Here is a 20,884-nt window from a genome sequence, read left to right as displayed (position 1 = left end):
CCGGGTGGCACGGGGAGCCGGGGAGACGGACGCTCACTAGAAGTACCCCTCCCGCTTGCGGTCCTCCATGGAGGCCTCCGAGGCGCGGTCGTCGGCGCGGGTGGCGCCGCGCTCGGTGATCCGGGTCACCGCGATCTCGTCGATGATCGCCTCGACCGTCGCGGCACTCGACTGGACGGCGCCGGTGCAGGTCACGTCGCCGACCGTCCGGTAGCGGACCGTCATGTCCAGGAGCGATTCGTCGTCGTCGCGGGTGATGAACTCGCTGTCGGCCAGCAGCATGCCGTCGCGCTCGAACACCTTGCGGGTGTGGGCGAAGTAGATCGAGGGAATCTCGATCCCCTCGCGCCGGATGTAGTCCCAGATGTCGAGTTCGGTCCAGTTGGACAGGGGGAACACCCGGATGTGCTCGCCCTTGCGGATCCTGGCGTTGTAGAGGTTCCACAGCTCGGGGCGCTGGTTCTTGGGATCCCACTGGCCGAAGTCGTCGCGGAAGGAGAACACGCGCTCCTTCGCGCGGGCCTTCTCCTCGTCGCGGCGGGCGCCGCCGAACACCGCGTCGTACTCGTTCTCCTCGATCGCGTCCAGCAGCGTCGTGGTCTGCAGCCGGTTGCGCGAGGCTCTGCGGCCGGTCTCCTCGACGACGCGACCGGCGTCGATGGAGTCCTGGACGCTGGCGACGACCAGGCGGGCGCCCAGCTCGGCGGCGCGGCGGTCGCGGAACTCGATGACCTCGGTGAAGTTGTGCCCGGTGTCGACGTGCATCAGCGGGAAGGGAATCGGCGCCGGCCAGAACGCCTTCTCCGCGATGCGAAGCATGACGATGGAGTCCTTGCCCCCCGAGAAGAGCAGACAGGGACGCTCGAACTCCGCCGCGACCTCGCGCATGATGTGAACAGCCTCTGCCTCGAGGACGTCGAGCTGCGACGTGGTGTAGTCGCGCTGAAGCATCAGACTCTCCTAGCGGGGATTAGCGGTGCAGATCCCGGATTCCAGCGAGCAACGTTGGCGCCAGTCCCGGTAGGGATACAAGAATATCCGGCAGCGAGGGGTCAGGCTGGTTGTAGACCAGCGGCGAGCCGTCGATACGGCTCGCGTGGACCCCGGAGGCGAGGGCCACCGCGACGGGCGCGGCGGAGTCCCACTCGTACTGGCCTCCGGCGTGCACGTAGGCCTCGACCTGGCCGGTGAGCACGGCGGAGATCTTGGCGCCCGCCGAACCGATCGGTACCAGGTCGGCGCCGGCGAGGCGGGCCAGGTTCTGCACGAACTCCGGCGGGCGGGTCCTGCTGACCGCGATCCGCGGCCTGGCGCCCGCCTCGGGAGCGGGCGGCACGGGGGGTTCGAGGGTGGAGAGCGTACGGCCCTGGGCGGGCAGCGCGACGGCTCCGGCCGTCAGCGTGCCGCGCTCCCAGAGCGCCACGTGGACCGCCCAGTCCGCGCGGCCCTCCTCGGCGAACTCGCGGGTGCCGTCCAGCGGGTCGACGATCCAGACCCGATCGGCGCGCAGCCTGCGCGGGTCGAGACGCTCCTCGCTGGTCGCCTCCTCGGACAGCACGCTGTCATCCGGGCGCAACCGGGACAGCGCATCCATCAGGAACACGTGGGAGGCGGCGTCACCCTCCCTGCGAAGCTCGGACGGGTCGCCGAAGCCCCGCTCCGCGCGCAGGGCGGCCAGCTTCTCGCCTGCCGTCGTCGCCAGCTCCGCGGCGAGTACGTGATCGTCGCGAACGGTCATCAGTATGCTCCAGCTCCTCGCGCGACAGCCGACCAAGTCTTCCACAGGATCTGCAGGTCCAGCATGAGGGACCAGCTCTCCACGTAACGCAGGTCCAACCGTACGGATTCCTCCCAGGAAAGGTCGGAACGACCACTTACCTGCCAGAGACCGGTCATCCCGGGCTTGACCAGTAATCGGCGGCGGACGTCGTCACCGTACCTGGCGACCTCCTCGGGCAGTGGCGGCCGAGGGCCGACCAGGGACATGTGTCCCAGGACCACGTTGATCAGCTGGGGCAGCTCGTCCAGCGAGTGGCGGCGCAGCCAGGTGCCCAGCGGGGTCACCCTCGGATCGTCGCGGATCTTGAAGAGCATGCCGTGCCCGTCACCGGCCAGGGCGATCTTCCGGCGCTCGGCGTCGGCGTGCATCGTCCGGAACTTGTAGATCGTGAACTCGGCGCCGTCGCGGCCCACCCTCGTCTGCCGGAAGAACACCGGTCCCGGCCCCGAGGCCCGTACGGCCACCGCCACCCCCGCCAGCAGCGGCAGCAGGGCCGCCAGCAGCAGCCAGGCGCCCACCCGGTCGAACAGGTTCTTGAGCACCTGACGCAGGCCGGAGATCTCGGGGTGGTCCACGTGCAGCAGCGGCAATCCCGCCGCCGGGCGAATGGTGATCCGCGGCCCGGCCACCTCCATCAGCGCGGGGGCGACGATCAGGTCCGTGTGGGTCTTCTCCAGCTGCCAGGCCAGCCGCCGCAGCGCCACCCCGTCCATCTCCGGGCAGGCGAGCACGGCCACGGTGTCGGCCGAGACCTGCCCGACCACGAGCGCGACATCGGTGAAGTCGCCCAGCACCGGCACGCCCTCCACGTCGCCCGTCCCGTCGTGCGGGGCACACGCCGCGACGACCTCCATGCCGTGGTAGCGCTCCCGGCGGAACCTGCGGACCAGCTCGGCGACCGCCGCCCGGTGGCCCACGGCCACCACCCGCCGCATGCACCCGCCCCGCGCCCGTCTGCGGTGCAGGGAACGGCGCAGGGCGTAGCGCGAGAGGAGGGTGAGCAGCGTCGTCAGCGGGAGCGCCAGCACCACGTAGCCCCGGGCCACCTCGATCTTGGTGAGGTAGGCGCAGACGGCGAGGGCGGCGGTGAGCATGAAGCCGCACTGCAGGATCCGCTGGAACTCCTCCGAGCCCAGGCCGATCAGCCGGGGCTCATAGGCACGGTTCAGCGCGACCACGCAGACCCAGACGGCGGGCAGGGCCGCGCTCAGCATGACGTACGGGAAGACGTAGGCGGTAACCTCGCCGAATCGAACGAACAGCGCGAGGGCTCCGGCCAGGGCGGCGCAGGCGGTGTCGGCGGCGACGGCCGTCGCGCGGTGCTCCCGCACCCAGGCCGGCATGCGCCGGCGCGCGGCCGGAACGGCTCCGGGCCCGGTTTCCTGTGCGGTCTGGACTGCGGTCACGTCGCGCACGCGCTCCCCCTGCGTAACCGTTCACGGACAGACAGTTATGGAATGGTAGCGGCGGCGGGAGAGGCCCGAAGGTTGAAGACCGAAACGTACATCTCTGTGGATGTCGAAGCCGATGGTCCCATTCCGGGGGCATATTCAATGGTCAGCTTGGGGATGACCGTTGCCGGGCGGATGACCGGAAAGGTCTTCGAACCGGTGGATCCGCAGACTCACACGCACTACGTGGAGCTGCGGCCGATCAGCGACGACCACGTTCCCGAGGCGCTCGCGGTGAGCGGGCTGGACCGGGAGACGTTGCTCCGCGAGGGCCGGGACCCGGCCGAGGCGATGCGGGAGGCCGCCGCGTGGATCCGCGAGGTGTGCGGGAACAGCTCGCCGGTGCTGGCGGCCTACCCGCTCTCCTACGACTGGATGTGGATCTACTGGTATTTCATGCGCTTCACCGGCGTCTCGCCGTTCGGACACTCGCGCTGCGTCGACCTCAAGACGCTGTACGCGGCCAAGGCGGGCGTGCCGATCGGCTGGGCGACCAAGCGGCAGATGCCCGAGCACCTGCGGTCCCGGCGGCCGCACACCCACAACGCGCTGGACGACGCGATCGAGCAGGCCGAGCTGCTGCAGAACCTGATGGCGTTCGACCCGCCGCGCCCCTGAGCGGGCCGATGCCCGAACGAGGGCCGGATCACCCGGGCGTGACCGGCTATCTGGGCGGGCCGGAGACGTTCAGGTCGCCGGTGTGGAAGGCGTTCTGGGTCGGCTCCAGGCCGACCCTGATCAGCGACTCCACCACGTCCGAGGCGCGGTCGACCAGGAACGCGAGGTCCTTGCGCTCGGCGGTGGCGAAGTCGCGCAGGACGTAGGCCGCGGCGTCCATCCGGCCGGGCGGACGGCCGATGCCGAACCGCACCCGCAGGTAGTCCTTGGTCGCCAGCGATTTGGTGATCGACTTCAGCCCGTTGTGGCCGTTGTCGCCGCCGCCCAGCTTCGCCCTCAGCGCGCCGTACGGGATGTCCAGCTCGTCGTGGACGACGACCACGCGGGCCGGGTCGACCTTGTAGAAGTCGGCCAGGGCCTTGACCGGCCCGCCGGAGAGGTTCATGAAGGACAGCGGCTTGGCCAGCACGGCGGGGACGCCCGCCAGGCGGCCCTCCAGCACCTCCGCCCGCGACCGGTGCGCCTTGAACCGTCCCCCGGCTCGCGCGGCGAGCTCGTCCAGGACCATGAACCCCGCGTTGTGCCGGTTCCCGGCGTACTCCGGCCCGGGGTTTCCCAGGCCCACGACCAACCAGCGGTCCACGATCGGCATCCCTTCACACGCGCGTCAGGGCGGCCCGGTCCCGGGCCGCCCTGACAGATCTAGCAGAGAAAACTACTCGGCGCTCTCGGAGCTCTCGCCCTCGGCGGCCGGAGCGGCCTCGGCGGCCTCGCCCTCCGGCTCGGCGGCCGTCATCCCGGCGACGATGAGGACCAGCGCCTCGGGGTCGGCGGCGAGCGTCGTGCCCTTGGGCAGCTTCAGGTCGGCGGCGGTGATCTGGGTGCCGACCTCCAGGCCCTCGACGTCGACCTCGACGCCCTCGGGGATGTGGGTGGCCTCGGTCTCGACGGAGATGGAGACGAGCTGCTGGTCGAGGATGCCGTCGGCGACCTCGCCCACCACGGTGACGGGGATGTCGACGGTGACCTTCTCGCCGCGACGGACGAGGATGAGGTCGACGTGCTCCAGGAAGCCCTTGATCGGGTCGCGCTGGACGCCCTTGGGCAGGGCCAGCTCGGCCACCGCGCCCTCGAGGCGGATCAGCACGTTCGGCGTACGCAGGGCGAGCAGCAGGTCGTGACCCGGCAGGGACAGGTGCTGGGGGTCGGTGCCGTGCCCGTAGAGGACGACGGGCACCTTGTTCTCACGACGGATCTTGCGGGCGGCGCCCTTGCCGAACTTGTCACGGAGTTCGGTGGTGATGACCACTTCGGACATGGCTGATCTCCTAGGGATCTTGGGAATCGGAAAGGTGCGCTCCCCCTCACCCGCCCTAGCGGAAGGCGTTACGAGCGCACGCAATCCCACAACCCTACCGTGTCAACGGTGACGCCGACGCGCCGCGGCTCCGGCCGCCCCCGGGAACGCGTCGGCGACGGGTTCCCGGGGGCGGGGCGGGCTGTCAGCTGTCGCCCTCGAAGAGGCTGGTCACCGAGCCGTCGCTGAAGACCTCGTTGATCGCGCGGGCGATCAGGGGGGCGATCGACAGCACGGTGAGCTTGTCGAACCGCTTGTCCTCGGGGAGCGGCACCGTGTTGGTGACGATGACCTCGGAGATCCTGGAGTTCTTCAGCCGGTCGACCGCAGGGTCGGAGAACACCGCGTGGGTGGCGGCCACGACCACGTTGGTGGCGCCCTGCTCGTACAGTGCGTCGGCCGCCTTGCAGATCGTTCCCGCGGTGTCGATCATGTCGTCGATCAGCACGCAGGTCCGGCCCCTGACCCGGCCGACGACCTCGCTCACCTTCACCTGGTTGGCCACGTCGAGGTCGCGGCGCTTGTGGATGAAGGCCAGCGGGGTGCCCAGCGTGTCGGCCCAGCGCTCCGAGAGCCGCACCCGGCCGGTGTCGGGCGAGACGACCGTGGTCGTGGCCAGGTCGAGCTTGTCCTTGAGGTAGTTGACCAGGACGGGCATGGCGAACAGGTGGTCCACCGGGCCGTCGAAGAAGCCCTGGATCTGGGAGGTGTGCAGGTCGATCGACATCAGCCGGTCGGCCCCTGCCGTCTTGAACATGTCGGCCATCAGGCGGGCGGTGATGGGCTCGCGGCCCCGGCCCTTCTTGTCCTGGCGGGCGTAGCCGTAGAACGGCATGATCACGGTGATCCTCTTGGCGGAGGCGCGCTTGAGGGCGTCCACCATGATCAGCTGTTCCATGATCCATTGGTTGATCGGCCAGGTGTGGCTCTGCATGACGAACGCGTCACAGCCGCGGACCGACTCCTGGTAGCGGGCGTAGATCTCCCCGTTGGCGAAGTCGCGCAGCGTGGTCGGTGCCGCGTCGACCCCCAGGTGGCTCGCCACCTCGTCCGCCAGCTCCGGGTGCGCGCGCCCGGAGAAGAACATCAGGTTCTTCTCACCGGTCTTCTTGATGCCGCTCATGCCGTCCCCCTCGCCTGACGGCACACCGATGTCCGCGCGACGCTGCCGTGCCCGCCGGGCCGCTCGCTTCGCTCACTCACGTCTGGCTCCCCTGCTGTTTCCCGGTCTCGGCGGCCCGTAGCGCCGCCTCGGCCGATCTGGTGCCCGCGCGCCTGCGCGCGACCCACCCTTCGATGTTGCGCTGCCGTCCGCGGGCCACCCCGATGGCCCCTGGGGGGACATCCGCGTCGATGACCGAGCCCGCGGCCGTGTACGCGCCGTCGCCGATGGTGACCGGCGCGACGAGCATGGTGTCGCACCCGACGAAGGCGTGCTCGCCCACCGTCGTGTGGTGCTTGTCGACCCCGTCGTAGTTGACGAAGATCGCCGAAGCGCCGATGTTGGCGCCCGCGCCGATCGTGGCGTCGCCCACGTAGCTCAGGTGGGGCACCTTCGCACCCTCTCCGACCTGCGCGTTCTTCATCTCAACGTACGTCCCCGCCTTGGCCTTGCGCGCCAGGACCGTGCCGGGGCGCAGGTAGGCGTACGGCCCGACCAGGGCCTCGGGGCCGATCACGGCGTCGACGCAGACCGCGTTGCGCACCAGCGCCCCCTCGGCGACGATCGTGTCGGTCAGGGTGCTGGCGGGCCCGACCTCGGCGCCCTCGGCGACCGTCGTGCAGCCGAGCAGCTGGGTTCCCGGGTGGATCACCACGTCCGCTTCGAGGATGACGTCGACGTCGACCCACGTGGTGGCCGGGTCGATCACGGTCACCCCGGCCCGCATGTGGGCCTCCAGCAGGCGCGCGTTGAGCACCTTTCGGGCGAAGGCCAGCTGCACGCGGTCGTTGACGCCCTCCACCTCCACGTAGTCGGCCGCGATGTGCGCGCCGACCCGGTGGCCGTCCTCCCGCAGGATCGCGAGGACGTCGGTGAGGTACTCCTCGCCCTGGGCGTTGGAGGCGGACACCCGCTTGACCGCGTCGGCGAGCAGGAGGCCGTCGAAGGCGTAGACGCCGGAGTTCATCTCCTTGATCGCCCGCTGCGCGGGGTCGGCGTCCTTCTCCTCGACGATCTCCAGGACCGCGCCCGAGCCGTCGCGGACGATCCGGCCGTAGCCGTAAGGATCGGGGACCTCGGCCGTCAGCACGGTGACGGCGTTGCCGTCCTGGCCGTGCCGTTCGAGCAGGGCCGCGAGGGTCTCGGTGCGCAGCAGCGGCGTGTCGCCGTAGGTCACCAGGACGGTGCCGTCGATGGTGCCGGACGCCTCCAGGGCGGTCCTGACGGCGTGGCCGGTGCCCTTCTGCTCGGCCTGCACGACGGTCTGCGCGTCGGGGTCGGTCTTGGCCAGATGCGCCTGGACGCGCTCCCGTTCGTGGCCGATGACGACAATGAGCCGCTCGGGTTCGAGACCCCGGGCGGCGACGAGCATGTGGTCGACCAGGGTTCGGCCGCACAGCTCATGGAGGATCTTCGGTGTTCTCGACTTCATCCGGGTGCCCTCGCCTGCGGCGAGGACGATGACGGCTGCCGGGCGCGGCACACTCACGGACGAGGCTCCCTCGGCGTCGCGGCTGAGACATGGCGAAGCGCGATGACGGATGGCCACCCCCAGGGCGCGGCATCGTCACCTGCTCGACAACGTGAGGATACCTTCCCGCCCGGGAACCCACTCAGCCGACCAGCCGAGTGAATAAAACAGACACAAGGGATGGCTCCGGCACCAGGACTCGAACCTGGACAACAAGGACCAAAACCTTGCGGGCTGCCAATTACCCAATGCCGGACCGACCAGGCGATCGGGACGGTTCCCGCGCACCCGGCACCCCTACGATACAGAGCCCGCGCCGCCGAACGCGCCTCGTTTACGGACCCGTCTCGGCGCTCCGCCCCGGGGCCCGCACACCCGTGACACACGCCCGCGCGACCATGCGCGCGCGAGGCCCCCCGTTTAGCAGGTCAGCCGGGGGTAGAACAAGTGATGGACCCGCTACGACCTTAATCCCGAAGAGTCATGTTCCAGACATTCAGTTCTTAGGTGTTCCTAACTTACGATGGCGTAGGTTACGGTGGCGTAGCCGCACACGAGTCCTTGGCCCTTTCGAGCCACCGCGAGGTAGCGCATGACCCTCATCGAAGAACGCCCTGCTCAGGGCCCCAAACCCGACGTCGACCCCGAGCGGAAGACCCTGCCCGAGATCATCACCTTCGGGGTGGTGGTCGGCGCCCCGCTGATCGCCCTGGTGGTTGCCGTCCCGTTCGCCTGGGGGTGGGGACTCGGCTGGTCCGACATCGTCATCGCCGGCGTCTTCTACGTGGTCACCGGGCTCGGCGTCACCGTCGGCCTGCACCGCCACTTCACCCACGGCTCGTTCAAGGCCAAGCGCCCGCTGAAGATCGCGCTGGGCGTCGCGGGCAGCCTCTCCATGGAGATGTCGGTGCTCGACTGGGTCGCCACCCACCGCAAGCACCACAAGTTCTCCGACAAGGAGGGCGACCCGCACTCGCCGTGGCGCTTCGGCACGGGCTTCGTGGCGGTGTCCAAGGGCCTGCTGTGGGCGCACATGGGCTGGCTGTTCGAGGCCGACCGGGCCAACCGGGAGAAGTACGCGCCCGACCTGGTCAAGGACCCGGACATCATCAAGCTGCACAAGCTCTTCCCGGTGCTGGCGATCACCACGATGGTCATGCCCGCCGTGCTCGGCGGCCTGCTGACCTGGTCGTGGTGGGGCATGGCGACCGGCTTCTTCTGGGGCACGCTGGTCCGGATCGGCCTGCTGCACCACGTGACCTGGTCGATCAACTCCATCTGCCACGTCTTCGGCGAGGAGGCCTTCGAGTCGCGCGACAAGTCGCGCAACGTGTGGTGGCTGGCCATCCCCTCCTTCGGCGAGTCCTGGCACAACCTGCACCACTCCGACCCGACCTGCGCCCGGCACGGCGCGCTGAAGGGGCAGATCGACCTCAGCGCGGGCGTCATCCGCTGGTTCGAGAAGGCCGGATGGGCGTACGACGTCCGCTGGCCGACGCCCGAGCGCCTCGCCGCCAAGCGCATCGCCGCCTGACCCGGGGTTCGGGTGCCGTCGGACAGCGAGGGGACGCCATTATGAGAACCGTGAGCGAACCCCGACGGCGCATGTCAGGTAAGGAACGCCGGGAACAGCTGATCCAGATCAGCAGGACCCTTTTCGCGGAGAAAGGGTTCGACGGCACCTCGGTGGAGGAGATCGCGGCGACCGCCAACGTCTCCAAACCGGTGGTCTACGAGCACTTCGGTGGCAAGGAGGGCGTCTACGCGGTCGTCATCGACCGGGAGATGCAGAAGCTGCTGGGCCTGGTGACCGAGGCGCTGTCCGCCTCGCACTCGCTGATCAAACTGGAGCGGGCGGCCCTGGCCCTGCTGGCCTACGTGGAGGAGAACAGCGAGGGTTTCCGCATCCTCGTCCGTGACTCGCACGCCGCCTCGGGGACCGGCACGTTCGCCAGCCTGATCAACGACATCGCCAGCCAGGTCGAGGACGTCATGGTCGACGAGTTCGTCGAGCGTGGCTACGACCCCAAGCTGGCTCCCATGTACGCCCAGATGCTGGTCGGCATGGTGGCGCTGACCGGTCAGTGGTGGCTGGACGTGCGCAGGCCGCCGCGCGAGGAGGTCGCCGCCCACCTGGTCAACCTGGCCTGGAACGGCCTGACCGGCCTGAACCCCGACCCCCGGCTGACCGCCGCCTCGCGCGGCCTGGAGCACCGGCTGGCCCACCCGCCGCAGCGCCCGGCCGACTCCCACCCCTCCGGCCCCGGCCCGCAGCCCCACCCGTCCGGCCCGCGGCCACGCACCGGGGAAACCGCGGAAACGGAGCCACGCACCGCGGAAACGGAGTTACGCGGCGGGGAAACGGAGCTACGCGCCGCGGGGACAGCGCCGTACGCCGCGGAGACGGAACCGCAACCGCCCCCGGCGGGATCACACTCGCTCCCGCGCCCCGAGTCGTCGCCGCCCCCGACGGAGAAGGAGGTCCGGGAGCTGGAGAAGGCGCGTGAGCGGGAGCTGAGGAACCAGGAGAAGCTGCGCGAGCGGGAGCTCAAGGAGCGGGAGAAGCTGCGGCAGCGCGAGCAGCGCGAGGCCGAGAAGCTGGCCAGGGAACTGGAGAAGACACGGCTCCGCGAGCAGCGGGAGCTGGACAAGGCGCGCGAGCGGGAGCAGCGGGAGCAGCAGCGGTTGCTGAGGGAGCAGGAGAAGGCGCGCCTGAAGGAGGCCAAGACCGCCGAGCGCGACGCCCTCAAGCACGCGAAACTCGTTGATGATGCGCAGGGAAAACTTGAGCCAAGTGAGTAAGCAACAGCGCTCGTTGAGACTAAATTAACGTTCCGTTCAACCAAAGCGGGCATTCTGGTCATATGTCCGCTGAACTCGTTCGTCCCACCCCCGACGGGCTTCCACTACCCCAGGAGCGCTTCCTCAACCGAGAGGAGAGCTGGCTCCAGTTCAACCAACGAGTTCTGGAGATGGCGGAGGACTCGTCCCTGCCTCTGCTGGAGCGGGTGCGGTTCCTGGCCATCTTCGCCAGCAACCTCGACGAGTTCTTCCGCGTCCGGGTGGCCGGGCTGAAACGGCGGATGGCCACCGGACTGCTGCTCCGTACGAAGAGCGGGCTGAAGCCCCGCGAGGAACTCGCCAGGATCGCGGCGATCGCCAACGACCTCGCGCAGCGGCAGTCGGCCTGCTTCTACGAGCGGATCTGCCCGCAGCTGGGCGCCGAGGGCATCGAGATCGTGCGCTGGGACGAACTGGGCCGCGACGAGCGCGGCGAGATGCGCAAGCTCTTCAGGGAGCGGATCAGGCCGGTGCTGACGCCGCTGGCCGTCGACCCCGCCCACCCCTTCCCGTACATCTCGGGCCTGTCCCTGAACCTGGCCGTCACCGTCCGCAATCCCACGACCGGCAACACGGTCTTCGCCAGGGTCAAGGTGCCCAGCCAGCTCCCCCGCTTCGTCACGGCGTCCGTGAACCGCTTCGTCCCGCTGGAGGACGTGATCGCCGCCCACCTCGGGCAGCTGTTCAAGGGCATGGAGGTCGTCGAGCACCACGTCTTCCGGGTGACCCGCAACGAGGACCTCGACGTCGACGAGGACGTCACCGAGAACCTCATGCAGGCGCTGGAGCGCGAGCTGCTCAAGCGCCGCTTCGGCCCCCCGGTCCGGCTGGAGGTCGAGGAGACCATCACCCCCGAGGTGCTCGACCTGCTGGTGGACGAGCTGGGAGTGGCCGAACACGAGATCTACCGGCTGCCCGGGCCGCTGGACCTGACCGGGCTGCACGCGATCGCCGACCTGGACCGGGGCGAGCTGAGCTTCCGCCCGTTCGTGCCCGCGGAGGTCGTGCACGTCGAGGACGACATCTTCGCGGTGCTGCGCGAGCGGGACGTGCTGCTGCACCACCCGTACGACTCGTTCTCCACGAGCGTGCAGCGGTTCATCGAGCAGGCCGCGGCCGACCCCGCCGTACTGGCCATCAAGCAGACGCTCTACCGCACCAGCGGCGACTCGCCCATCGTGGACGCGCTGATCGACGCCGCCGAGGCCGGCAAGCAGGTCGTCGTGGTGGTGGAGATCAAGGCCAGGTTCGACGAGCACGCCAACATCACCTGGGCCCGCAAGCTGGAACGGGCCGGATGCCACGTGGTCTACGGCGTCGTGGGACTGAAGACCCACTGCAAGCTGGCCCTGGTCGTGCGCCAGGAGTCCTCGGGCGAGCTGCGCAGCTACTGCCACATCGGCACGGGGAACTACAACCCCAAGACCGCCAGGCTGTACGAGGACCTCGGCCTGCTCACCGCCGACCGGCTGGTCGGCGAGGACGTCACGGACCTGTTCATCCACCTGACCGGCTACTCCAACCACTCGGCCTACCGGCGGCTGCTGGTCGCCCCGCACTCCCTGCGCGGCGGGCTGCTGGCCAGGATCGAGCGGGAGATCTCCCACCAGGAGGCCGGCCGCCCGGCCAGGATCAGGATGAAGACGAACTCCCTGGTCGACGAGCCCATCATCGACGCCCTCTACCGGGCGTCACGGGCCGGCGTACCGGTGGACCTGTGGGTGCGGGGAGTCTGCACGCTCCGTCCCGGCATCCCCGAGATGTCGGAGAACATCAGGGTCAGGAGCGTGCTGGGCCGGTTCCTCGAACACTCGCGGATCTACGAGTTCGGCCACGGCCGGCGCCCGGAGATCTGGATCGGCAGCGGCGACATGATGCGCCGTAACATCGAACGCCGGGTGGAGGCGCTGGTCAAGGTCTCCAGCCAGCAGCAGCGCAACTACCTCAGCGACCTGCTGGACCGGGCCATGTCGGACGACACCGCGACCTGGTGGCTCAACTCCGACGGGACCTGGACCCGCCATCCCGGCGATGACCTGCAGACCTACCTGATCGGCACCCGCCGGTGGAGAACGATCGATGACTGAGCGCGACACCCGCCGGGACGACACGATCCACGCGGCCGGGGCCGTCGTCTGGCGCGGCTCCCCGGACGCGCCGGAGGTCGCCCTCGTCCACCGGCCCAAGTACGACGACTGGTCGTTCCCCAAGGGGAAGCTGAAACGCGGTGAGCACCCCGTCGCGGGCGCGCTGCGCGAGCTGGCCGAGGAGGCGGGGATCACCGCGGAGTTCGGCCGGTCGCTGCCGTCGAGCCACTACCTGAAGGGCGGGCGGCCCAAGCGCGTCGACTACTGGCTGGCCAGGATGGTCGCCGAGGGTCCCCGTACCGACACGCACGAGGTCGACGGCGTGATCTGGCTGCCGGTGGACGAGGCCGCGCGGCGCCTGACCTACGAGTGGGACGCCGGGCTGCTCGACGCGCTCGGCGAGGCGTCGCCGGCGACCACCCCGCTCGTCCTGATACGGCACGGCCTGGCGGGCAACCGGCAGGACTGGGAGGGCGACGACGACGACCGGCCGCTCGACGGGCGCGGGCGCGGGCAGTCCGAGGTACTGGCGGGCGTGCTGGGCGCCTTCCGCCCCACGGAGCTGGTCAGCTCCCCCAGCAGGCGGTGCGTGCAGACCCTGGAGCCGTACGCGAAGCGGGCCGACCTGCCGATCCGGCTCGAATCCGTCCTCTCGGAGAGCGGCTACGACGCCGGGGCCTCCCTTGGCCTGGCCACGGAGGCGATGGCCTCGAACCGGCCCGTGGCGCTCTGCAGCCACGGCAAGGTCCTGCCCGAGCTGATCGCCGGGCTCGACGAGCGGGCGGGCGGCACGCGGCTGTCCAAGGGCGCGTTCATGGTGCTGCACCACGCGGGCGGCGAGGTCGTGGCCGTGGACGACTACGAGGTCTGACGCCCGTCAGAGGAGCTTCGCGACGGCCTCCGTGGTCTCCGCCCAGACCCGGGGGAACTCCTCCCACGCGCGCGCGGCCCCGGCCCGTTCCACGCCGGTCAGCACGCCGTAGGTGAACGTGTCCTCCCCGGCCAGGCGGGCGTTCGCGGCCTCGGCCGCGAGCCGCTCCTGCGCGACGACGCCGTCCATGTGGGTGCCCAGCACCTCCTGTACGTCCTCCGCCCGCGTGGCCAGCTTCTTCATGCCGAGCACCTCGGCGGTGTAGCGGGCCCGCTTGGCCGCCTTGCGCACGTCGTGCATGGCGATCTCGCGCTCGGACTCGTTCTCGATGGCCTGGGCGGTGTCGTAGGCCCTGGTGACCCGGTGCCAGCTCTTGGCGGCGACGGTGTCCAGGGTGTCGGCGGGCTTCCTGGCGGCCTTGGTGAGCACCGGGGTGCCGGTCAGGTCGTCGAGGGCGTCGAGCAGGGCGAAGTAGCGCTCCCCGCCGAGGGCGTCCCTGATCCGGTCGAGGGCCTCGTGCTCGTCGTCCAGCAGGTCGGAGCTGAGGCGCGCCCTGACCGGGCCCACGATCAGCTCGTCGTCCAGGCTGTCGAGCCTGCGGGCGAACCGCTCCCGGACGACCTCCAGGTCACGTGCCTCGCCGAGGACCGTGCCGAGCCACTTGAGCTCCTCCTGGAGGTTCTCGGTCCCCTCGACGACCGTCCTGAACGACTTCAGCGCGCTGCGGAGCCGCCGGGCGGCGACGCGCATCTGGTGGACGGCGTCCTCCTCCGCCTTCCTGACCCGGGGGTCCTGCGCGAGCAGCGCGCCGGCCTGGGAGGCGAGGTAGCCGACGACGACCTCGCCCGCCGACCCCGGAGCGGTCTCGGCGCGCGGATGCTCCGGGACCGCTCCGGCGCCGCCGAGCAGGCGCGCGAGCTTGCTGGCCGCGTCGGCGGGGGTGGCCCCGGCCTTGCCCAGCCGCCTGCCGACCTTCCTCAGCAGCTTCTCGTCGCCCTCGAGCAGCTCCGCCTCGACCTCGCGCCAGCGCTCGACGTGGGGTTCGTCGCCGAACACGGTGCCCTTGACCCGGTCGTCGGCGATCTCGACCAGCCCCACCCCCGCGCCGTTGACCAGGGTGGTGACGGCGCGGCGGGTGTCCAGCTCGGCGATGGGCGCGAGCGGGGCGCCCCGGGTATAGGCGAGCACCAGGTCCGCCAGCTCGACAGGGACGATCTTGGCGCTCCGGGTCAGCGGGTGGGTGATCTCCTGCCGGACGCCCTTGGCCTTGGGAAGTTTGAGGTGCCAGCCCGGATCGGTGCCGCCCCTGCGCCTGCGCAGGGTGATCCCCCGCGCGGCGAGTCTCAGATCGGGCGTGTCGAAGTAAAGGGCGACCAGCTGGTGGGTCTTCGGACCCACGACCTCCGCCGAGCCGGGAAGGCCCGTGAGGTCCGGCAACTGGTAGTCCACCGGCACGTCGAACTTGTCCTCGATCTCTATTCCCACAGTTCATCCCCATATTTGCCCAGATTTGCACCATGTCTTCGCAGTATTTATTGATGCCCTGTTATACGTCCGGGAATCCCGAGTCATACGTCCGCGAACCCCGGCCGATCAGGTCACGGGGCGGGGATCACGTTCTCCGGGTGCCGCAGGCGTGCGGGGGTGAAGAGGGCGGCCACCGCGATCAGCAGGCAGCAGACGCCCGCGAGGACGAAGACGGGGGTGGCGCCGAAGCGGGCCGCGCCCCAGGTGAGGGCGGCGGCGCCGATGGGGCCCATGGAGAAGTGGATGGTCCAGAACGCCGAGGTGACCCGCCCGAGCAGGTGGTCCGGGGTCACCTGCTGGCGCAGGGACATGGAGCAGATCCCCGCGACGCTCACGCAGCCGAGGTAGAGGGCCACGATGACGGCCATCCCCCAGACGGAGCCCGCGAATCCGGCACCGACGATCGCGAGTCCGGCCACGGCGTGCGCGCCGATCCAGGCGGGGCCGAAGCCCACACGCGCGCGCAGGCGCGCGACCAGGAGGGAGCCGATCACCGTGCCGACCGCGGCGATGCCGAGGACCACCCCGACGGCGGAGTCGGGCTGCCCCAGATCGCCCTTGAGCCGGTAGATCACGAGGTCGGTCAACCCGAGCGTCAGGAAGACGAAGAACGACAGCAGGACGGTCAGCACGCGCAGCACCGGATGGCGCCACAGGAACACCGCCCCGGCCAGGATCTCGCGCCACGGCCGCTCCCGTACGGCGGATGCCGCGGGGCCGCCGGTGTCCCGGGGGACGCGGATCAGACAGACCCCGATCGCGGACACCGCGAAGCTCACGGCGTTGATGCCGATCGCGGCGGTCAGGCCGAACCTTCCGGCCACCACCCCGGCCAGCATCGGGCCGAGGATCCCCGCCGCCGCGGCGGTCGCGTAGAGCTTGCCGTTGGCGTCGGTGACGCGTCCGCCGCCGACGAGATTGCGCACCGCGGTCACGTAGGTGACCTGGAAGACCATGCCGACGGCCTCGGCCAGCGGCAGCACCACGTAGAGCAGCCAGATCCGCGGTCCGGTCGTCCAGACCAGCGGGATCAGCGCGTACAGGACGAGCCTGACGAGATCGCAGACGATGAGCAGCGTACGCCGGTCGAACCGGTCGACGAGAACCCCGGCGAACACCCCGGCGACGACCGAGGCGGCGCCCGAGACACCGGTCAGCAGGCCCATCTGCGCGACGGATCCCGTCACGTTCAGGATGAGCAGCGGAACGGCGATGAGAGCGAACGAGTCACCGGCCACCGAAAGGGTCTGCGCACCCCAGAATATGCCGAAGGAACGATCCCGCCACAGAGGGCGTGACACTTCCGGTCCGGACCCCGCCGCTTCCTCCACCGGCCCCCTGACACCCGTCCAATGGATCGCCGGGCCACCGCGACCGGGCGCGTGCCCGCGCGACTCCCCCGACACCCCGTAGGCGGTCCGCGCACCGCCCGAATCACACCGAATCACACCGATCGCCACCGGATCAAGCCGCTTTTCGACAGCGCTGAGTGAACACCTCCGACCGCGACGGCCCCCTCCCCCGACGCCACCCGCACCACCGCGCGGCTCGTGGACCGCCGAAGACGTGGACCGGGTTCGCGGGACGGCCGGTGCCGGAGAGAGGCTCGACCACCCGATGGGCGTGCTCCGTGCCCGTCTCCGGTTCCGGCTCCGGCTCCGGCTCCGGCTCCGGCTCCGGCTCCGGTGAGAATCTGGTTGGTATCGCGCGGCCTTGGACCGTCGCCTGGGCTCGGGCTGACACTTTCCGCGCCGCTCATCCGTCCTAATGGGGAGAGCGTGTCGCGGAGATACTCGGGAGGCGGGTCATTGGACGAGGACGGAGCCGGGGACGGCGCGCTCGTCGCCGCTGCGCGGGCGGGCGACGAGCCGGCGTTCACCGAGCTCGTCGAGCGCCACCGGCGGGAACTCCAGGTGCACTGCTACCGGATGCTCGGCTCGTTCGAGGAGTCGGAGGACCTGGTGCAGGAGACGTTCCTGCGGGCGTGGCGCGGACGCGAGACCTTCCAGGGCCGCTCCACCTACCGTGCGTGGCTCTACCGGATCGCGACGAACGCGTGTCTCGACTTCCTCGACCGGCACCCGCGCCATCCGCTCCCGCGTGAGCCCCGACAGGCACAGGATCCGTACGCGGTGTCGCCGCCGGCCGAGATCCGGTGGTTGCAGCCGTATCCGGATCGGCTGCTGGAGCCGGCGGCATCCGGCGACACGCAGCCGGACGCCGCCGTGGTGAGCAAGGAGACCATCGAGCTGGCGTTCCTCGCCGCTCTCCAGCACCTGCCCCCGGGGCAGCGGGCGGCACTGATCCTGCGGGACGTGCTCGGCTGGCCCGCCGGGGAGACCGCCGAGCTGCTCGGAACGAGTGTCGACTCGGTCAAGAGTGCCCTGAAGCGGGCGCGATCGACCCTGAGGACGCACCTTCCGGAACATCGGCTGGAATGGTCACCGCCGGCGGCTCCGACCGCGCGGGAGCGGGAGTTGCTGCGACGCTTCATGGACGCCCACGAGCGGGTCGACACGGCCGCTCTCGCGGAGCTGCTGAGTGAGGACGTGCGGATGACGATGCCTCCGCACCCGTTCTGGTTCTCCGGTCGCGAGGCGGTCGAGTCCTTCGCCGCACACGCCTTCGGGCCGGATTCGCCGCTGTACCGGGGAGAGTGGCGGAGCGTACCCACCCGGGCGAACCGGCAGCCGGCGGTGGCGGGATACGTCCGGCTGCCGGGAAACTCCGTGTACCGGCCCCAGGTGCTCAACGTGCTGCGGCTCGCGGGCGGGAGGATCGTCGAGATCACCGTCTTCGAGCCGCGTCTGTTTCCCGCGTTCGGGCTGCCGCCGACGTTGTCCTGACCGCCGGCCGATCCCGCGCCCTGCCGCCGCCGGGGCGGTGACCCCTTTTCCGGCGCCTCACCGTCTCAACACGTACGACCTCGACAGGCGTGGTCGAAACGACGAGGAGCGAGCCTGATGGTGATCGACGGTCGCGAAGACATGACGGCGCTGCCGCAGGGCGATGTCCGCCTGCTGGACAGCGAGGTGGCGCGGCGCCTGCTCGCCTCGAAGGAGCTGGCGCGGCTGGCGTACGTGGCGGCGGACGGCACCCCGCGCGTGTTTCCGATGTTGTTCCACTGGACGGGCACCGAGGTCGTCATGTCCACGTTCGCCGGAGCGCGTAAGATCGCCGCCCTGCGGGCGAGGCCCGACGTCGCCATCACCATCGACGCCGCGTCCACGCCGCCCGAGGTGCTCCTCGTCCGCGGCCGGGCGTCGGTCACCGACGTCGACGGGATCGTGCCGGAGTACGCGCTCGCCCAGCACCGTTACGCCGGGGCCGAGCAGGGCGCCGCCAATGTGGCGGCGGTGGATCATCCCGGTACGAGGATGGCCCGCATCGCCGTCCGTCCGGCCTGGGTCGGGGTCCTCGACTTCACGACCCGGTTGCCCGGAGGCGCCGGCGTGGAGGACTTCGAGCGCCGGGGCCGGCTGTGACGGCCGGTCCGGGCACCCGCCCACCGCTCCACCCTCGGAAGGACCGCCGGACATGACCACCTACGTACTGATCCCCGGTGCCGCGTCCGACTCCTGGTACTGGCATCTTCTGGCCGCCGAGCTCCGGGCGCGCGGCCATGACGTGGTTACGCCCGACCTGCCGTGCGACGACGACTCGGCCGGACTCTCCGAGTACGCCGACGTGGTGGTCGACGCCATCGGTGACCGTGGCGACCTCGTCGTGGTCGCCCAGTCCTTCGGCGGGTTCACCGCACCGCTGGTGTGCGAGCGGGTGCCGGTCGGGCTCCTGGTGCTGCTGACGGCCATGGTCCCGTCACCGGGCGAACCGCCCGGCGCCTGGTGGGCCAACACCGGCTGGGAGGCGGCGAGGCGCGAGCAGGACGAACGCGACGGCCGGGCGCCGGACGACGACACCGCCCTGTTCCTCCACGATGTCCCGCCCGAGCTCGCGGCGGAGGCGATGAGAAGAGGCCGCGGGCAGTCCGCCACCCCGTTCGCCGAGCCGTGGCCACTCGACGCCTGGCCCTCCGTGCCGACGAGATTCCTGCTGTGCCGCGACGACCGCTTCTTCCCCGCCGAGTTCATGCGCCGCGTCGTCGCGGAACGGCTGGGAACCGTCCCCGACGAGATCGGCGGAGGCCACAGCGTCGCGCTCAGCCGCCCCGGGGAGCTGGCCGACCGGCTGGAGGCGTACCGGGCTGTCACGAACGGTCACGCCGGGACCTGAATCCGTCGCGTTCGGACCACCGGCGGGAGCCGGCCACGGGGCCGCGGGTCATCTCCGGGCGACCGCGAAGACCCTGCGGAAGGGGAAGACCGTGCCGTGCGGCCCGCGCGGGTAGGCCTCGCGGAGCAGGGCGGCGCAGTCGGCGAGGAAGGCGACGGCCTCGGCGGGATCCAGGCGGTCGAGCACGGGGCGCAGGGCGGTGCCGGTGATCCAGGTGAGCACGGCGTCGTCGCCGGGGAGGACGTGCAGGTAGGTGGTCTCCCACGCGTCCACCCGGCAGCCCAGGCCGGTGAGCAGGTCCAGATACCCGGCCGGATCGTCGACCGGTGAGGGGCGGACCAGGTCGCCCAGCCGGTCGCGCCACGTCGTCCGGCACAGCTCGCGGACCAGGGCGTGGCTGGGGGCGTCGAAGTTGCCGGGGACCTGGAAGGCGAGCCAGCCGCCGGGGGCGAGGGCCTCCACCCAGCGCGGCAGCAGCTCGCGGTGCTCGGGCACCCACTGCAGGACGGCGTTGGACACGATCACGTCGACCGGGTGCCCGGGGCGCCACCGCGTGACGTCGTCGACGGAGAAGCTCAGCGAGCCGCCCGCGGGGGCCTTCTCGATCATGGCGGGTGAGGAGTCGAACCCGTGGACGCGGGCGCCGGGCCACCGCCTGGCGAGCTCGGCGGTCAGCTCGCCGGTACCGCAGCCCGCGTCGACCACGTGGCCGGGGCGCTCCGCGGCTATCCTGGAAACAAGATCGAAGAACGGCCGCGAGCGCTCGTCGGCGTAGCGGCCGTAGATCACCGGATCCCACATATCTCTTGACATCAAGACAATTGATATCCGGCAAGATATCTCGATGTCAAGACAGATAGACTCGCGGCATGACCCTGCACCACGCGGACCATGAGTCCGGGCGTCCGTCCGCCGCGAAGGACGAGACCGTCACGGCCGGCGCGCTCGACAGGGAACCCGACGGGGACGAGGTCGACCTGCTGGTCGCCGCCTGGCGCCAGGAACGCCCCGACCTCGACGTGGAGCCGCTCCAGGTGCTCAGCCGGGTCTCCCGCCTCGCCCGCCACCTCGACCGCGCCCGCCGGGCCTCCTTCGCCGAGCACGGCCTGGAGACCTGGGAGTTCGACGTGCTCACCGCCCTGCGCCGGGCCGGGGAGCCGTACGAGATGAGCCCGGGAGCCCTGCTCCGCGCGACGCTGGTGACCTCGGGAACGATGACCAACCGGATCGACCGGCTGGCCGCGGCCGGGCTGGTCAGGCGGCGCCCCGACCCCGAGGACCGGCGCGGCGTCCTGGTCTCGCTGACCGACGCCGGGCGGACGCGCGTGGACGGCGCCTTCGCCGACCTGCTGCGCCGCGAGCGCGATCTCCTGTCCGGCCTGGGAAAACGCGAACAGCAGGCCCTTTCGGGCCTGCTGCGCACGCTACTCGTCCCTTTCGACGCCACCGACACCGGAGTGCGCTGAGCCTTCATGCCCTCCGAGGA

Annotated in this window: 18 protein-coding genes, 1 tRNA gene and 1 pseudogene; 9 read left to right on the top strand and 11 right to left on the bottom strand. The window is 70.6% G+C overall.

Translation table 11 applies throughout. The features are described from left to right. Positions 1 to 36: 36 nt before the first annotated feature. Genes cysD through ACVCAG_RS40185 form a run of 3 tightly spaced genes read right to left on the bottom strand, consistent with a single transcriptional unit; the run spans position 37 to position 3,186 of the window. Positions 37 to 951, bottom strand: a complete 915-nt coding sequence (cysD, locus tag ACVCAG_RS40195) for a sulfate adenylyltransferase subunit CysD (RefSeq protein ID WP_440068191.1) — start codon at positions 949 to 951, stop codon at positions 37 to 39. A 19-nt stretch (positions 952 to 970) separates the two neighbouring features. Beyond that, complete coding sequence (locus ACVCAG_RS40190) at positions 971 to 1,738, bottom strand: inositol monophosphatase family protein (RefSeq protein WP_440088278.1); 768 nt, start codon at positions 1,736 to 1,738, stop codon at positions 971 to 973. Beyond that, positions 1,738 to 3,186, bottom strand: a complete 1,449-nt coding sequence (locus tag ACVCAG_RS40185) for an exopolysaccharide biosynthesis polyprenyl glycosylphosphotransferase (RefSeq protein ID WP_440088279.1) — start codon at positions 3,184 to 3,186, stop codon at positions 1,738 to 1,740. Before ACVCAG_RS40185 ends, ACVCAG_RS40190 begins: the two co-directional genes overlap by 1 nt. A gap of 162 nt (positions 3,187 to 3,348) precedes the next feature. On the opposite strand from ACVCAG_RS40185, the gene ACVCAG_RS40180 reads away from it, so the two are divergent. Beyond that, positions 3,349 to 3,849 (top strand): 3'-5' exoribonuclease domain-containing protein, encoded by a 501-nt coding sequence (locus ACVCAG_RS40180; RefSeq protein ID WP_440088308.1) that lies wholly within the window; start codon positions 3,349 to 3,351, stop codon positions 3,847 to 3,849. Between the two features lie 46 nt (positions 3,850 to 3,895). Here the strand turns inward: ACVCAG_RS40180 and pth are convergent, their stop codons facing one another. The 5 genes from pth to ACVCAG_RS40155 all read right to left on the bottom strand — a co-directional run bounded on the left by pth (position 3,896) and on the right by ACVCAG_RS40155 (position 8,095). Further along, positions 3,896 to 4,501 (bottom strand): aminoacyl-tRNA hydrolase, encoded by a 606-nt coding sequence (pth, locus tag ACVCAG_RS40175; RefSeq protein ID WP_329086086.1) that lies wholly within the window; start codon positions 4,499 to 4,501, stop codon positions 3,896 to 3,898. Between the two features lie 63 nt (positions 4,502 to 4,564). Next, positions 4,565 to 5,167 (bottom strand): 50S ribosomal protein L25/general stress protein Ctc, encoded by a 603-nt coding sequence (locus tag ACVCAG_RS40170; RefSeq protein ID WP_440088281.1) that lies wholly within the window; start codon positions 5,165 to 5,167, stop codon positions 4,565 to 4,567. Positions 5,168 to 5,351: 184 nt separating this feature from the next. Continuing rightward, positions 5,352 to 6,329: a ribose-phosphate diphosphokinase gene (locus ACVCAG_RS40165; RefSeq protein WP_344743831.1), complete on the bottom strand. Its 978-nt coding sequence runs from the start codon at positions 6,327 to 6,329 to the stop codon at positions 5,352 to 5,354. A 76-nt stretch (positions 6,330 to 6,405) separates the two neighbouring features. Beyond that, positions 6,406 to 7,857: a bifunctional UDP-N-acetylglucosamine diphosphorylase/glucosamine-1-phosphate N-acetyltransferase GlmU gene (gene glmU / locus ACVCAG_RS40160; protein WP_440088282.1), complete on the bottom strand. Its 1,452-nt coding sequence runs from the start codon at positions 7,855 to 7,857 to the stop codon at positions 6,406 to 6,408. 163 nt (positions 7,858 to 8,020) lie between these two features. Beyond that, positions 8,021 to 8,095: transfer RNA gene (locus ACVCAG_RS40155), tRNA-Gln, on the bottom strand. Positions 8,096 to 8,431: 336 nt separating this feature from the next. Between ACVCAG_RS40155 and ACVCAG_RS40150 the strand changes: the two genes are divergently transcribed. From ACVCAG_RS40150 to ACVCAG_RS40135, 4 genes and pseudogenes are all read left to right on the top strand, one after another. Further along, complete coding sequence (locus ACVCAG_RS40150; protein ID WP_440088283.1) at positions 8,432 to 9,373, top strand: fatty acid desaturase; 942 nt, start codon at positions 8,432 to 8,434, stop codon at positions 9,371 to 9,373. Positions 9,374 to 9,414: 41 nt separating this feature from the next. Then, positions 9,415 to 10,041: pseudogene (locus tag ACVCAG_RS40145) on the top strand (TetR/AcrR family transcriptional regulator); the annotation flags it as partial. 662 nt (positions 10,042 to 10,703) lie between these two features. After that, complete coding sequence (locus ACVCAG_RS40140) at positions 10,704 to 12,767, top strand: RNA degradosome polyphosphate kinase (RefSeq protein WP_440088284.1); 2,064 nt, start codon at positions 10,704 to 10,706, stop codon at positions 12,765 to 12,767. Then, a complete protein-coding gene (locus tag ACVCAG_RS40135) occupies positions 12,760 to 13,638 on the top strand; it encodes an NUDIX hydrolase (RefSeq protein ID WP_447191368.1) in 879 nt (292 codons plus the stop codon). The genes ACVCAG_RS40140 and ACVCAG_RS40135 overlap by 8 nt, the downstream gene beginning before the upstream one ends. A 6-nt stretch (positions 13,639 to 13,644) precedes the next feature. On the opposite strand, the gene ACVCAG_RS40130 is transcribed toward ACVCAG_RS40135, so the two are convergent. Continuing rightward, a complete protein-coding gene (locus ACVCAG_RS40130; RefSeq protein WP_440088287.1) occupies positions 13,645 to 15,123 on the bottom strand; it encodes a CHAD domain-containing protein in 1,479 nt (492 codons plus the stop codon). A 113-nt stretch (positions 15,124 to 15,236) separates the two neighbouring features. Next, on the bottom strand, positions 15,237 to 16,466 hold the full coding sequence (locus ACVCAG_RS40125) for an MFS transporter (protein WP_447191367.1): 1,230 nt from the start codon (positions 16,464 to 16,466) through the stop codon (positions 15,237 to 15,239). A 507-nt stretch (positions 16,467 to 16,973) separates the two neighbouring features. Here ACVCAG_RS40125 and ACVCAG_RS40120 point away from each other — a divergent pair. The 3 genes from ACVCAG_RS40120 (at position 16,974) to ACVCAG_RS40110 (ending at position 19,398) form a co-directional block, all read left to right on the top strand. Next, on the top strand, positions 16,974 to 18,011 hold the full coding sequence (locus ACVCAG_RS40120) for a sigma-70 family RNA polymerase sigma factor (RefSeq protein ID WP_440088289.1): 1,038 nt from the start codon (positions 16,974 to 16,976) through the stop codon (positions 18,009 to 18,011). A gap of 117 nt (positions 18,012 to 18,128) precedes the next feature. Then, positions 18,129 to 18,650, top strand: coding sequence for a pyridoxamine 5'-phosphate oxidase family protein (locus ACVCAG_RS40115; RefSeq protein WP_440088291.1), 522 nt, complete (start codon positions 18,129 to 18,131; stop codon positions 18,648 to 18,650). Between the two features lie 52 nt (positions 18,651 to 18,702). Continuing rightward, positions 18,703 to 19,398: an alpha/beta hydrolase gene (locus ACVCAG_RS40110; RefSeq protein WP_447191366.1), complete on the top strand. Its 696-nt coding sequence runs from the start codon at positions 18,703 to 18,705 to the stop codon at positions 19,396 to 19,398. Between the two features lie 48 nt (positions 19,399 to 19,446). On the opposite strand, the gene ACVCAG_RS40105 is transcribed toward ACVCAG_RS40110, so the two are convergent. Continuing rightward, on the bottom strand, positions 19,447 to 20,211 hold the full coding sequence (locus ACVCAG_RS40105; protein WP_440088293.1) for a trans-aconitate 2-methyltransferase: 765 nt from the start codon (positions 20,209 to 20,211) through the stop codon (positions 19,447 to 19,449). A gap of 56 nt (positions 20,212 to 20,267) precedes the next feature. Between ACVCAG_RS40105 and ACVCAG_RS40100 the strand changes: the two genes are divergently transcribed. Beyond that, complete coding sequence (locus tag ACVCAG_RS40100) at positions 20,268 to 20,864, top strand: MarR family transcriptional regulator (protein WP_440088294.1); 597 nt, start codon at positions 20,268 to 20,270, stop codon at positions 20,862 to 20,864. The last annotated feature ends 20 nt before the right edge of the window (positions 20,865 to 20,884 follow it).

The organism is Streptosporangium sp. G12 (assembly GCF_052983175.1).
This window is presented reverse-complemented; position numbering and strand designations above follow the sequence as displayed.